The organism is Cellulomonas sp. SG140 (genome assembly GCF_025770785.1).
GTDB lineage: Bacteria > Actinomycetota > Actinomycetes > Actinomycetales > Cellulomonadaceae > Cellulomonas.
Genome location: NZ_JANZLA010000008.1, coordinates 1 through 13823 on the forward strand (window position 1 = coordinate 1; position 13823 = coordinate 13823).

The following is a 13823-nucleotide window of genomic DNA, read 5'->3' on the forward strand; positions in this document are numbered from 1 at the left end:
GGTCCTCGCGGCGCGCGCCTGGGCGGCGCGGCGGGCGGCGTCGGCGGTGGTGCGCTCCGGCGTGGCGTGCGGTCGGTCCACGGTGCTGCCTCCAGTCCCTGCGCCGGCGACCAGCGCCGGGGTGCCCTTGCCCGGGGTCAGCAACCCCGTCGTGCCTGCGTGCCCGGTGCCTGGTGCAGACGCCCGCGCGGTGCGCAGCACCCGGGTCGACCTGCGGTCGTCGGCACCCGCGTCCCCGGCGGTCACCGCGACCACGCGGAGCGCCTCGGAGTACCGGTCGTCCACCCGCGACTCGAGCAGCTGCTGACGGTGCCGCAGCTTGCCCGGCACCAGGTACGCCACCCACAGACCCACCAGCGCGAGCGCCACCGGGCCTGCGAGATCGTTCACGTCTAGACGGTAGGGGGCCCTCGCGTGAGGGCCGGGCACGCGGGCGGCGTGTCGGCGGCGCAGCGAGCACGACGGCGGTACCGGGGACCGCACCGGGACGTCCATCCCGCCGCACCACCCGAGCTCCGGCGATCGAGGTCAGCGCGGGTGCGCCGCCTGGTACCGGCGCCAGCGGCCGAGCAGGCCGTCGGGCACCTCCTCCACCGTGAGCGCGAAGGTCCGATGGTCCGCCCACGAGCCGCGGATGTGCAGGTACCGCTTCCGCAGACCCTCGTCGCGCAGGCCCAGCTTCTCCACCACGCGCAGCGACGGCCCGTTCTCCGGACGGATGTTCACCTCGACCCGGTGCAGGCCCAGCTCGTTGAAGCAGTGGTCGGTCGCGAGCGCGACCGCGGTCGGCGTGATCCCCCGGCCGGCGACGTGCTCGGACACCCAGTACCCGATGGCGGCCGACCGCAAGGAGCCGTAGATGATCGACGACACGGTCAGCTGCCCCACCAGCTCACCGGCGTAGTCGACCGCGAACGGCAGCGCCGACCCCTCCCGCGCCTGTGCGGACAGCGACCGGACGAACTGCCCGAACGTCGGCCGTGGCCCCTGGACCGGCACGGGGCTGGTCGCGTCCCACGGCTCGAGCCAGCCGGCGTTCACCGCGCGCAGGTTCATCCACGCCCGCTGGTCGGAACGCCGCATCGGCCGCAGCCGCACGTCGCCCTCGGTCAGCACGGCCGGCCACCCCGGTGCCATCAACCCTCCAGGACCATGCAGTGCACCACCTGTCCGCGGTGCACGACGACGTCCGCCTCCGGCACCACGGCCAGGGCGTTCGCCTGCGCGAGACCGAGGATCGACGGAGCCGCCGGATCACCTAGCGGCGTGGCACGGTACCCCTCCTCCGGGGCGCCGAGCACGGTCGCCGGCACGAACTGGCGCAGCCCGGGGGGCGACGTCCACCCCGTGTCGACGGCGGCGGCGACCGACGGCCGGAACACCTCGGTGTGCCCCGCCATCTGCCGCAGGGCCGGCCGGACGAACACCTCGAACGCCACCTGCGCCGCCACGGGGTGACCGGGCAGCGCGAACAACGGGATCGACCGGTCGCGTCCCAGCTCACCGCCGACCGAGCCGAAGGCGTGCCGCGCGCCCGGCGTCATGGCCACGTGGTCCAGCCGGACGCCGCCGAGCGTGGCCAGCACGTCCTTCACCGGGTCGTGCACCAGCTCGGACAGCCCTCCGGCGATCAGCACCAGGTCGGCACGGACCAGCTGGTCCTCGAGCGCCTCGCGCAGCAGCGCGCGGTCGTCCGGCAGCACCCCGACGCGGACGGCGTGCGCGCCGGCGTCCCGCACGGCGGCCTCCAGCCCGTGCCCGTCGGCCTCGAACACGCGGCCGTCCCCGGCCGCCGTCGGTGCCGGCCCCTTGGTCGGCGGCTCGACCAGCTCGTCCCCCACCGCCAGCAGCACCACGCGTGGCGTGGGGTGCACCCGGAGCCGGCCGCGTCCCATCGCCGCCGCGAGCGCCAGCTGCCGGGCGCCGAGCCGCGTGCCCGCCCGTAGCACCACCTCGCCGGCCGGCACATCGGCCCCCGTCAGCCGCACGTGCTGACCGGGCCGCACCCCGCCCGCCAGCTGCACGGTCGCGGTGCCGCGGTCGGACGCCTCCACCGGCACCACCGCATCGGCCCCCCACGGCAGCGGCGCGCCGGACGCGACCCGCACCGCCTGCCCCTGCACGTGCCGCAGCCCCGGCACGGAGGCCGCCCGCAGGTCCACCGCCACGGGCAGCGCCGACCCGCCGGGCGCCACGTCCGCGGCCGCCACCGCGTACCCGTCGAGCGCCGCCACCGCCACGGGCGGTACGGACAGCGTCGCCGCGACGTCCTCCGCGAGGATGGCGCCCATCGCGTCGTGCAGCACCACGTCGAGCGGGGCGACCGGTCCCACCGCGGACATCACGGCAGCCAGCTGGTCCTGGACCGATCTCATGCGGGGCATTCTGCCCCGCGTCCGACGCCGGCCCGGCGCCCGCCACCGGGCCGGCGGGTGATCAGCGACCGGGACGCCGCGCGGTGTCACCCGTCCGGCCGCAGGTTTGGGACACTGTCGTCATGAGCAACGCCGCCTCGCCCGGACTGCACGTGCCGGAGGACGAGGACGAGATCGAACAGCTCAAGGAGCGCTGGCGGCTGCGGATCCGCACCGCGCGCGCGCAGCGGTCGGCCCGGCGCCGTGACGAGGACGCCCGTGCGCTGGCCGAGGTGGTGGTCGCCATCCCGGCGGTCGACGCCGCTCGCTGCGTCTCGCTGTACGCCGCGCGGCCGGGCGAGCCCAGCACCGGGCCGCTGCTCGAGCTGCTGGAGCAGCGGGGCGTCCGGGTGCTGCTGCCCGTGCTCGGCACGGGCCTGCAGCGCGACTGGGCGGACTACGCCGGTGCCGACGACCTGCTGGAGCGGGCGCCCGGACGGCCGCCGGAGCCGAGCGGTCCGTCCCTCGGCGCGCAGGCGCTCGCCGAGGCCGACGTGGTGCTGGTGCCGGCGCTCGCGGTGGACACCGACGGCAACCGGCTGGGCCAGGGCGGCGGCTGGTACGACAGGGCGCTGGCGCACGCGCGCCCGGACGCCGCCGTCATCGCGCTGACCTACGCCGACGAGGTGCACGACGCGGACGTCGAGCCGATCCCCCGCGCACCGCACGACCGTCGGGTGGACGGGGTCGCGACGCCGACGGGCGCCCGCTGGTTCGTCAGGCCGACGGCTGCAGCGTGAGCCGGGACCTCGCGTCCGCCTGCGTGGCGGCCGGGGAGAACGGCCACGGGAACTGCCGACCGGCGGCCCAGGCCGACAGCTGGTCGGCGTAGTGCGGGCTGGCCGGATGTCCTGACGTGCCGGTCAGGTCGACCCACGTCGAGGAGTCCAGGTCCGCCAGGTCGACCACCATGCGCATCGACGGGCCGGCGGTGACGGCGAACCCCCCGGTCGACGGGTCCCAGCCGGTCGCGTCGACCGACGACGAGCCACCGCCGACCTGCTGCGCGGCGGGGTTGACCGCTCCGCGCAGCACCCCTGGCTGACCGGACCCGCCGAGCAGCGGGTGCTCCAGCCGCACCTGGTGCAGCAGCCCCCAGCGCCACTCGTCGGCCCGCACCCCCAGCTGCGCGGTCAGCTGCTGCCGCGCGGCGATCATCGCGTTGCGCAGCACCCCGTCACGCCCCTCGACGACCCCGAGGGTGGAGCGGTCGTCCCACCACGGCGAGTCGGGGGCGTCGACGACGTGCCGCATCACCTCGATCCACCGGGAGTCGTTGGTCGGCGCGTCGTGGTCGGGCAGGTCGTCCGCGAAGGTGAGGCGCAGCACGTTGTTCCAGACGGCGGCGAAGTACGCAGCGGCGGCCGAGTCCGAGGACATCGAGCCGTCCCAGGTGCGCAGCAGGCGCTGGCCGTCGGCCTCGAAGCCCGAGCCGAGGTCGACCTTGAGCAGCGCAGGCAGCAGCACGTCGGCCATCGGGCTGTGCGTGTCGTCCTGCACGGCCTGTGTCGAGGCGACGTCGATCTTCTTTCCGGCGGCGATCTGCTGGGTCAGCAGCGTGCGGATGCGCTGCGAGCGGTAGCCCATGTCGTAGTCGGCGGTCAGGAACGGACCGGTGCCCTGCGGCAGCACCGCCTGGTTGGCCGCGACGACGAAGCCCTCGGGCGGGTCGAGCACGTGCGGCAGCTGCGCGGACGGCACCCAGCCCTGCCAGTCGTAGGCGCTGTCCCAGCCCGGGCGCGGCCAGGAGCCGTCGGACGGCACGTTGCCGGGCACCGTCTCCCGGATGGGGATCCGACCCGGCGCCTGGTAGCCGATGTGCCCGTCGGTGGTGGCGAAGACGATGTTCTGCGCCGGCACGTCGAACAGCGCCGCGGCTGCGGCGACGTCGGCGGCGGTGGCGGCGGCGTCGAGGCGGAAGATCGCCTCCGCCGTCCGGCCCGGTGTGCTGGCGGTCCAGCCGAGCGACACCTGGAACGCGGAGGTCGACCGGTCGGGCGTCGGCGCCGAGGTGGCGCCGGACAGGTCGAGCACGTCGGAGATGATCGGGCCGTGCGTCGTCGTGCGGACGACGAGGTCCACGTCGCCGCCGCCGTTGACCCGGATCGTCTCGTGCCGCACCTGCAGCGGCACCTGCGCACCGTTCACCAGCTGGGTGCCCGAGCGGTCGTCGATGCGCTCGAGGAACAGGTCGGTCACGTCCGCGCCCATGTTGGTCAGGCCCCAGGCCAGCTTGGCGTCGTGACCGATCACCACGCCCGGCATCCCGGCGAATCCGAACCCGGAGACGTCGAACGGGCACTGGGTGGTCACCTGCTGGCAGCGCAGGCCCACCTGGGACCAGATGCCCGGCGCGGTCAGCTCCAGGTGCGGGTCGTTGGCCAGGATCGGCTTGCCGGACGCGGTGTGCGCACCGGACACGGCCCAGGAGTTGGAGCCGGTGGCCGCCCCCGTGCCGAGCAGCACGGGGACCGCCGTCAGCGCCCGGTCCGCCGCGGCGAACGCGTCCTGCGCCTGACCGTCGCCGAGCGGCAGCTGCGCGCGTGCCGCCGTGGGGACCACCGTCGCATCGCCGCCCGAGGGCAGGATCGGGGCGTTCAGCTGCTGCGGGTACGGCGGGAAGAGCTCGTCCACCTTCCCGACGTCGCCGATGGTGCGGTAGGCCCGGGCCCGTCCGAGCTCGTCCTCGTAGTTGCTGCGCAGGTCCCACGCCATCGCCTTGAGCCAGGCGAGCGAGTCCACCGGCTGCCACGGCTCCGGCTGCGCCACCTGGACCCGCAACCCCAGCACCGTGTACTCGACGGCGATCGAACCCGGGTCCCGCGTGGCGAGGTAGGCGTTCACCCCCTCCGCGTACGCAGTCAGGTACGACTGGGTGGTCGCGTCCAGCAGGCCCCACTCCTGCTCGGCGACACGGTGCCACCCGAGCGTCCGCACCACCTTGTCGGCCTCGAGCGCACGCGCGTCCGCGCCGACCAGCTCCGACAGCCGCCCTGCCGTGACGTGCCGGCGGTAGTCCATCTGGAAGAACCGGTCCTGCGCCGCGACGAAGCCCTGCGCCCGGAACAGGTCCGTCGCACTGGTGGCGGTGATGGTCGGCACGCCCCGCGCGTCCCGCGTGACGGTGACCGGCCTGGTCAGCCCGGGCAGCGGCAGCGTGCCCGACGACGTGGGCAGCGGCCGGCGCAGCACCACGACCCCGCCGACCACCACGGCCACGAGCACCAGCACGACGATCGCCGCGACGGTCACGAGTGCCGTGCGGACGACTCGGGGACGGGCCACGTGGGCAGGTTAGCCCGCGGGCGTGCTCGGCGACCCGGGGTAGAATCTGGCACTCGGGAATGCGGAGTGCCAGATCTGCGCTCTGCTGGGTGTCATCGAGACCGTCGGTGACGCATTCCCATCGGGACCTCGACCCCGGGAGACGAGCCAGTGCCCACCTACGCCTACACCTGCACCGCCTGCGGCCACGCCTTCGACATCCACCAGTCGTTCAGCGACGAGGCCCTCACCGTGTGCCCGGAGTGCTCCGGGAAGCTGCGCAAGGTGTTCTCGCCGGTCGGCGTGGTGTTCAAGGGTTCCGGCTTCTACCGCAACGACGCGCGGGCGGGCGGCAAGGGCGGGCGCACGACGAAGGAGCCGGTGAGCGCCGGGGCGTCCGCCGGTGGCAGCGCCGCTTCGGCCGCTTCGGGCTCCAGCAGCGGCTCCTCCTCGGCGGGCACGTCGACGACGTCGAGCGGTGGTTCGACGGGCGGCGCCTCGCCGTCGACCGCGTCGACGACCGGCACGTCCAGCACGTCGAGCACGGCGAAGGCCGCCTCGGCGTGACCCTCGGCCGCACGGCCTGACGGGCGGGACGACGGCCTGGCCGGCGGGACGACGGCCTGACCGGCGACGCCACGTCCCGACCGGCGGCACGACGGCCGTACCGACGGACCACCCCCAGGCCGACCCAGCACGGAGCACCCCGAGCCGGGCCGCCCACAGCCCACCTGGTCCCCGCCACCGTCGCAGGGCGGCCGCCTGCGCACCGCACCGTGACCCGCTCTGCCTAGCGTCACCGCGTGCTCCGTCGGGTCCTGCCACCGCCGCCCGCACTGACCGTCCGCCGGCCGCCCTGGCGCCGGCGCGTGCGCATCCTGCTGTGGCGAGCACGTGTCCCGTTCGCCGCGGTGACGCTCGGTCTCGCGGCGGCGGTGGCGGTCGGGCAGCTCCGCCCTGAGCCACCGGCCACCGTCGACGTGCTGGTCGCGGCGCACGACGTACCTGCCGGCACCGTCCTGACGGATGCCGACGTGCGGACGGCGGCGGTCCCCCCGGACACCGCGGTGGCGGGTGCCCGGGCCGCCGGGCACGCCTCGGTGGTCGGTCAGCGCACCGCCGTACCGCTGCCGGCCGGCCTGCCGCTGGTCCCCGGGGTGCTGACGGGCGGTCGGTTGACCGGTCCACCGGGCACCGTGGTGGCTGCCGTCCGCCTCGCAGACGGTGCCGTCGCGGCGCTGCTGCAGCCCGGCGACCGGGTCGACGTGCTGGCCGCCTCCGCGCAGGCCGGCCCGGGCAGCGCGGTGGCGAGAGGCGCGCTCGTCCTCCCGGCGCCCGCAGCTCAGGACCACGGCTCGGGGTTGCTCGGCGGTTCCGGTGAGGCATCGGCGTCGGCACCGCTGATGCTCGCCGTCCAGCCGGAGGAGGCAGCCGCGCTGGCCGGCGCGGCCGGGACCGCCGACCTGTCCGCCGTCGTGGTGCCGTGACGCGGTGACGCGGTGACGCGGTGACGCGGCCTACCAGTGCGGGGGGCGGTTCTGCTGCAGCCGCTCGTCGTTGGAGTCGTCCGCGCGGTCACCCCAACCGAGATCGCTGTCGTCGAGCGACCTCCGCGGGATGGCCGGTTCCGCCGCCGCCTCCGCAGCAGACCGATCCGGCGGGGCAGCCGGCGACGCCACCACCGGCGCCGGGACGGTGGACCTCAGCCACCGCTCGTCACCACCGACGGTCCCGGCGGGGCGCACGGCACGGCGGCCGCCCGTCCGTCGTCGCTGCTCCACCCGTCGATGATCCCACCCGCCGTGACGGCGGCCGTGCCGGTCAGCTCAGAGCGCGGGTCACCGCGGCACGCACCGCCGTGTCGATCCGGTGGTTGCGCCGGGTGATGCCCAGCTCGGCCCGCAGGGCGTCACCGAGCTCGTCACGGCTCCGCTCCTGACCGTCGGAGCGCAGCCAGTCGACCAGCTCGTCCAGCTCGTCGTCGCTGTAGGCGCCGATCGGCAGCCCGCGCCGGATGTCCGGCCGCGGCCGGCTCGGTACGGCGAGCGCCAGCTGCACCGGGGTCGCTACCGGCACGGCGTGCAGCACACCGGTCCTGACCCGGACGGGCGCCGTACGCGGTGCGGTGCCGTCCGGGCTGAAGGGCTGCGGAAGCTCGATGGCCGGGGTCCGCTCGGCCGCCGCCGGCTCGGCAGCCTCCGGAACCGCGGGCGCTGCCGGCGCCTGGTCCGCTGCGTCGTGCGCTGCGTCGCCCCTGCCGGTTGCGGGCGTCGCGACGGGCGTCGGGACGGGCGTGCTGACGGGTGCGCTCGGCGCCGGTGCGAGCTCCACGGGCTCGTCGTCCTGGTCACGCACGGCCGGCACGACCCGCGGGGACGTGGGCAGCTGCTCCTGGACCGGCAGCGCGGCGTGCACGGCGCGACGGATCCGGTCCACCTCGGCCTGCGGGTCGAGGAAGGCGGCCGCGGACCACACCCGCAGCACCGACCAGCCGAGGCGTTCGAGCCGCTCGGGCACCAACCGGTCACGGACGCGCACGCTCGGCTCGTCGACGTAGGCCTCGTCGTCCGTCAGCACGGCGACCAGCAGGCGGTCCGGCACGGCCGGGTGGCCGACGGCCAGCGGCAGCCGGACACCACCGGGCAGCCCGTGGTCCACCTCCACCACCAGGCCGTGCCGCCACAGCCGCTCGGCCAGGTCCAGCACCAGCCGGTCGGCATCGCCGGACGCCCCGTCCGCCGCACCGCTCTTGCCGGCATCAGCCGCGCCGGGCTCGGAGCCCGTCGGTCCGTCGTCGTCCGCGGTGCCGTGCTTCTCGTCGTCGGCCACCGCCGGCGCGCCCTCGTCGTCCCCGACCGGCGTGCCACCGAACGGCACCAGCGGGTCCGCCTCCCGCCGACCGCGCGCGTCCGCGAACGCCAGCAGGTCGGCGAGCAGGTGCGGTCCGGCGCCACGGACCCGCTCAGGGTCCAGGTCGGCGGCGGCGAAGCAGGACACGACGGTGAGCCGGTGGCGGCCCGAGCCCAGGGCATCGAGCAGCAGCCCGTCGCCACCCGGGGCGCTGACGGCGCCGAACGAGTGCAGCACCCGCCGGTGCGGCGTGCGGCCCAGGCCGACGGACAGGATCACCGCCTCGCGGCGCAGACCAGCGACGTTCGCCAGGTCGACCACCACGAACGGTTCCGGCCGCGACGAGCCGAAGAAGGCCGCGAGCGCCGGGTTGTCCCGCGCCTCGGACATCACCACGTCACGGATGGCGTCCGCGTGCCGCGGCGTCACGGTCACCACCGCCAGCGACTCCTCCGGCCGGCTCAGCGCGTGCTCGACGACGAGCTCGACGACGGCCTGCACCTCCTCCGGCGTGGAGTCGACGATGCCCGACTCGACGTCCGGCAGCGCCGTCCCGTCCACCAGCCGCAGGCCGACCAGCGGCGTCGCGTCCGGCAGCGGCGTCGGGCTCAGCACTCCGGCGTAGCCGTGGCCGGCGAGGAACGCCGTGAGCCAGGGGTCGCGGCGGCTGGCGTCGGCGCGCAGGGCGACGGACGGCAGCACGTGGGACAGCTCGCGCAGGGCGCTCCCGGAGGCGCACCGCGCGTCGCCGACGACGACCACCTGACGCCCACGCCCGATCGCCGCGAGAGTCGCCTCGACCGGCAGGTGCCCGACGGCGTCCAGCACCACCAGGTCGACGGTGCGGGTGGGCGGCAGCACCTGCGGGACCAGCATCGGGCTCGCCGCCAGCACCGGCCGCAGCCGCCGGGCGACGTCCGGGAACCGCACTACGGCGTCCCGCAGCGAGGTCAGCCGGTCCTCGACGAGCTCGCCGAACAGCGCCTCGGCCTGGTCGCGGTAGCTGCGCAGCGCCGCGCTCATCTGGCCGACGACGGCCGCGCGGACGGGTGCCGCGAGCGCGGCGACGTGCGCACGATCCAGCTCGGCGTACCGGGCGGACAGCGCACCGAGGGTGGCGCCGTCGTACCCGGCGAGTGCCGGGTCGGCGGCCAGGATCTGCTCGAAGACGGTGCTCCACCACGCCAGGTCGAGCTCCGTCGGCGCGAGCTCCGGGCTGACCCGGCGGGCCGACAGGTCGTCCACCAGCTCGCCGAGACCGGCACCCCGCAGGCCTGCGAGCAGCGAGGCCCGTTCGGGCAGGCTGTCGAGCGCATCCGAGGTCGCCCGCAGCCGGCCGAGGCGCTCCACCAGGGCGGAGATGGGCAGGTCGAGCAGTCCCCCGCCGGTCGGCGTCCCCGCCAGCACCCGCTCGAGCGCGTCCAGGTCGGCCCGGACCGCGGCGTACTCCTCCTCGACCAGCTCCAGACCGTCGGGCAGGCGCGGCCACCCACCGGCGGGGCAGTGCGTCTGCCACAGCTCGCGGCGACGCTGCACGGCGATCAGCTCGGCGTGCAGGTCCGCCACCGGACGCCCGGGCCGCAGCATGTCCTTGGCCTGCTTCCGCAGGCGACGGCGCAGCCAGTAGCCCATCTCGATGCCGCGCTCCTCGCGCCACTGCTTGGTGGCGGTCGCGGCGACCAGGTCAGCGGCGGTGCGCTCGAACACCAGCGGCTGGAACACGTCGAGCGCGGCGCGGACCTCGTCGAGCATCCGCAGCTGCTCGCCCCACGCACCCAGGGTCGCCGGCGGGGTCAGCCCGGTCTCGGCGGCGACCTGCCCGGCGCGCTCCAGCACTCCCGGCAGCGTGCCGTCCAGCAGGCGGTCCAGCCGGTGCAGCACCACCTGCGCGTCGGCGGGCGTACGCACGTCGGCGCCGAACCAGGGGGTGTCGCCCGGCCGCAGGGTGAACGCTCCGAGCTCGGCGGCACGCGCCAGCGCGCTGCCGCTCGCCGCCCGGGCGTCGGGGTCCAGGAGGCGCGCGACCTCGGGTGCCAGGCGGACCGTGGTGCGCGGCGCCGGCCGGCTGGACGTCAGCCGGGCGAGGTGCTGCAGCGCGTCGTACGCGGAGACGCCCCACGGCTGGCGGGGCGCGTGCAGGCCACGGACGTACCCGCGCAGCGCCTCCCTGTGCTCGACGAGCGCGTCGGACAGCTCCCGTGCCGCCGCACCGTCGACCACCGGTGGCTCGAGAGTCATGGCGGCGAGCAGCCGGTGCGCGACGGAGGTGCGCCAGCCGGCCTCGGGGGCCACGTCCAGCAGGAGGTCGCCGGCACCGACCTCGGCCAGCCGCTGACCCAGGGCGGCCGCCGCACGGCGGTGACCGGGGACGTACAGCACGCTGCGGCCGGTGGCGGCGGCGTCGGCGACCAGCGCCGCCACGGTGCCGGTCACGTCGGCGCCCGCGGGGGCGTCGACGAAGAGGTGGGCGCCGGTGGCGACGACGTCGAGCACGTGCTGCTGGTCGGGGTCGAGGTCGCCCACGCCGCGGTCCAGCTGCGGGTCCCGGTCCCCCGGCACCTGCGCCGGCAACGGCCGCTGCAGCCGGGCCGCGTCCTCGTCCACCCCCGCGAGCGCCGCCACCAGCTCGTGCCGGTCGAGCGTGCCGGCCAGCGCGTCGAGGTCGTCGACCAGCACCTGGCCGGGGTGCACGAACGTGCCGACCACCACGCGCTCGGTCAGCGTGAACCCCTCGAGCACCGCCTCACCGAGCGACGTCAGCCGGTGCAGGGCGCCCCGAGGGTCGAACCCGCCGTTGGCGAACGTGCCGCGTGCGACGGCGCTCGGGTCGAGCAGGGCGCCGCGGGCTCGCAGCGCCCGGGCGAGCACCGGGTTGACGTCGACCGTCGGCTCGAGGGTGAGCTCGTAGTCCGCCTCGCCAGCGCCGCGGGCCGTCAGCGTCACGGGCCGGAGCAGCACGGGCGCGCGCACCACGCGCGGGCGTGGCGGTTCGGTGGTCGCCGCCTCGGCCGGCTCGGCGGTCGACGGCCGGGTACCACCGGTGCGCTCGGCGACCGGGATGCGACGGGTGACGGCGGCGAGCGCGGCCACGTCGTCGTTCGCGACGTCGCGCGCCGAACGCTCGGTCCAGGTGGCGATGCCGATGGCGAGCGACGTGGCGGCGATGCCGTAGTGCTGGCCGTAGACGGAGGCGCGGGCGCTGACCGCCCTGGCACGGCGGCGTGCGACGGTGAGGGCGGCACCCTCGCGCACCAGGTTGGACAGCCGCGTCGGGCGTCCGGCGAACAGCTGGGCCATCCCGGAGGGGTGCGCGGCGGACAGGTCCAGCGCCGCGTCGCCGAGCTCCTCGACGTCCACCAGCGTCGAGCCGCCCGCGGAGTCCACCAGTGCCGCGCGCCACGTCGCGACGGCCCCCTCGACCAGCTCGGTGGGCGACGGGGGTGCGACCAGGGCCACCGAGGGCTCCGCGGAGCCGTCGGTTGCGTCGGGCCGCCCGGTGACGGGAACGGCGCCCGTGCCGGGGGTGCGCGCGGGAACGGTCACGCTGGCACGGTAGCCCGGCGCCTGCGGCCCGCTGCGGTGGCACGCCGACCGCGTGCGGGCCCCGCAGCGGGTGAGAGCTCCAGGCCCGGAGAGGTCCGGAGACGCGGAGAGCGGGACGGGCTGCCGGGCCCGTCCCGCTCTCCGGACGTGAGAGACGGTGCGCACCGCGCAGGGGGCAGGCGATGCGCACCGTCAGGGTCGAGTGTGCGCCCCCGGGAGGCAGTTGGTCAAATGTCCAGTGCGGGTGAGGTCCATGCATCCGGATCGTTCGGTCGCACGTCCTCGCCGAGGGACGGCGCGGACGGCTGGGTACGATGGCGCGTTCCGAGACGAGGGTGGGTCGTGGCCGGGTCCGTGCCAGCTGCAGGTGCCAGGTCCTCCGTCGGCAGGGGCCGCGCGTGGCTCGTCTGGTCGGCCGGTCTGCTGGTCTACGTGGTGGCGGTGGCGCACCGCTCGTCGTTCGGCGTCGCGGGGCTCGCGGCGCAGAGCCGCTTCGGCGTGGCCGCCACGGTGCTGTCGCTCTTCGTGGTGATCCAGCTCAGCGTCTACGCGGCCGCGCAGGTGCCGGTCGGCATCGCGCTCGACCGGTTCGGACCCCGCGCGCTGCTCACCACCGGTGCGGTGACCATGGCCGTCGGCCAGCTCGGCATGACGCTGAGCCACGGGGTGTCCACGGCGCTGGGTGCCCGGGTGCTGATCGGTGCGGGCGACGCGATGATCTTCGTCTCGGCCGTCCGGCTGGTCGCCGCGTGGTTCCCCCGGCGGCTCGTGCCGCTGCTCACCCAGCTGACGGGCATCGTCGGCCAGCTCGGTCAGATCGTCTCCGCCGTCCCGTTCGCCTTCCTGCTGCACCGCTACGGCTGGGAGCCGGCGTTCGGGGCGCTCGCCGCCCTGGGCGGGGTCGGCGTCGTCGCCGCGGTGCTCGGCGTCCGGGACCGGCCGGCCGGCACGACGGCTCCCGCAGGCCGGGCCGGGGCCGCTGCCGGGCTGGTCCCGACGCTGCGCGCCCACGGCACCTGGCTGGGCTTCTGGTCGCACATGCTCGGCGGTTTCAGCATCAACGTGTTCGGCCTGATGTGGGGGTACCCGTTCCTGGTGCAGGGACAGGGGCTGACCCCGACGCAGGCGAGCTCGATGCTGGCGCTGAACGTGCTGGTCGCCATCGTCGCCGGGCCGCTGATCGGCGAGTTCACCGCGCGACACCCCCTGCGGCGGTCGTGGGCCGTGCTCGTCGTCGCGGGCGGCGTCGCCGCCGGCTGGCTGCTGGTGCTGGTGCCGAGCACGCCACGGCCCTTCGCCGTGCTGGTGGCCTTCGTCGTCCTGATCTCCCTGGGCGGCCCCGCCTCGGTGATCGGCCTGGACTTCGCCGCCACCTCCAACCCGCCGGAGCGCCTCGGGAGCGCGCAGGGCCTGGCCAACGCGGGCGGCTTCATCGCCGGCGTGCTGGTGATGCTCGGCGTCGGCATCGTGCTCGACGCGCGCAACCCCGGCGGCCACTACACCCTCGGCGACTACCGCGCCGGCCTCGCGCTGGTCGCCGTCCCGTGGGCGGTCTCGCTGATCGGGGTCCTGGTCACCCGCACGCGAACGCGCGCGGAGATGGCGGCTCGCGGCGTGGTGGTGCCGCCGCTGCGCGAGGCGTGGGACCGCCGACGCCGGGACCGGCGCGGCTGAACCCGCCGGCTGAGGACGCGCCCCGACGCGCGGCCGAGCCGACAGGTCGAGGGAGCGCGCGCCGACGCGCGACCGAGC

The 13823-nt window shown here is 76.0% G+C and carries 9 protein-coding genes and 1 pseudogene; 4 read left to right on the top strand and 6 right to left on the bottom strand.

The features are described from left to right. From N0B34_RS14185 to glp, 3 genes and pseudogenes are all read right to left on the bottom strand, one after another. A pseudogene (locus N0B34_RS14185) lies at positions 1–390 on the bottom strand (hypothetical protein); the annotation flags it as partial. Positions 391–528: 138 nt separating this feature from the next. Then, the gene (locus tag N0B34_RS14190; protein ID WP_263732066.1) at positions 529–1137 is read right to left on the bottom strand and encodes a GNAT family N-acetyltransferase; all 609 of its coding nucleotides are present in this window, start codon (positions 1135–1137) and stop codon (positions 529–531) included. Then, a complete protein-coding gene (gene glp, locus N0B34_RS14195) occupies positions 1137–2375 on the bottom strand; it encodes a gephyrin-like molybdotransferase Glp (RefSeq protein ID WP_263732067.1) in 1239 nt (412 codons plus the stop codon). Before glp ends, N0B34_RS14190 begins: the two co-directional genes overlap by 1 nt. Positions 2376–2497: 122 nt before the next feature. On the opposite strand from glp, the gene N0B34_RS14200 reads away from it, so the two are divergent. Further along, on the top strand, positions 2498–3154 hold the full coding sequence (locus N0B34_RS14200) for a 5-formyltetrahydrofolate cyclo-ligase (RefSeq protein WP_263732068.1): 657 nt from the start codon (positions 2498–2500) through the stop codon (positions 3152–3154). On the opposite strand, the gene N0B34_RS14205 is transcribed toward N0B34_RS14200, so the two are convergent. Continuing rightward, positions 3132–5699: a penicillin acylase family protein gene (locus N0B34_RS14205; protein WP_263732069.1), complete on the bottom strand. Its 2568-nt coding sequence runs from the start codon at positions 5697–5699 to the stop codon at positions 3132–3134. The genes N0B34_RS14200 and N0B34_RS14205 overlap by 23 nt on opposite strands. 150 nt (positions 5700–5849) lie before the next feature. Between N0B34_RS14205 and N0B34_RS14210 the strand changes: the two genes are divergently transcribed. Continuing rightward, entirely contained in the window at positions 5850–6245 is a 396-nt protein-coding gene (locus tag N0B34_RS14210) for an FmdB family zinc ribbon protein (RefSeq protein ID WP_263732070.1), read from the top strand. A 236-nt stretch (positions 6246–6481) separates the two neighbouring features. Further along, positions 6482–7165 carry an SAF domain-containing protein gene (locus N0B34_RS14215; RefSeq protein WP_263732071.1) on the top strand — a complete coding sequence of 228 codons (684 nt, stop codon included), beginning with the start codon at positions 6482–6484 and terminating at the stop codon, positions 7163–7165. A 30-nt stretch (positions 7166–7195) separates the two neighbouring features. On the opposite strand, the gene N0B34_RS14220 is transcribed toward N0B34_RS14215, so the two are convergent. Then, positions 7196–7459, bottom strand: a complete 264-nt coding sequence (locus N0B34_RS14220) for a hypothetical protein (protein ID WP_263732072.1) — start codon at positions 7457–7459, stop codon at positions 7196–7198. 40 nt (positions 7460–7499) lie between these two features. Continuing rightward, positions 7500–12071 (bottom strand): hypothetical protein, encoded by a 4572-nt coding sequence (locus N0B34_RS14225; RefSeq protein ID WP_263732073.1) that lies wholly within the window; start codon positions 12069–12071, stop codon positions 7500–7502. A 354-nt stretch (positions 12072–12425) separates the two neighbouring features. Between N0B34_RS14225 and N0B34_RS14230 the strand changes: the two genes are divergently transcribed. Beyond that, positions 12426–13745 (top strand): MFS transporter, encoded by a 1320-nt coding sequence (locus tag N0B34_RS14230; protein ID WP_263732074.1) that lies wholly within the window; start codon positions 12426–12428, stop codon positions 13743–13745. The last annotated feature ends 78 nt before the right edge of the window (positions 13746–13823 follow it).

What these genes read in the sequence shown, in the direction of transcription:
- N0B34_RS14190 (WP_263732066.1), bottom strand. Translation starts at nt 1,137, where the DNA reads ATGGCACCGGGGTGGCCGGCCGTGCTGACCGAGGGCGACGTGCGGCTG.
- glp (WP_263732067.1), bottom strand. Translation starts at nt 2,375, where the DNA reads ATGAGATCGGTCCAGGACCAGCTGGCTGCCGTGATGTCCGCGGTGGGA.
- N0B34_RS14200 (WP_263732068.1), top strand. Translation starts at nt 2,498, where the DNA reads ATGAGCAACGCCGCCTCGCCCGGACTGCACGTGCCGGAGGACGAGGAC.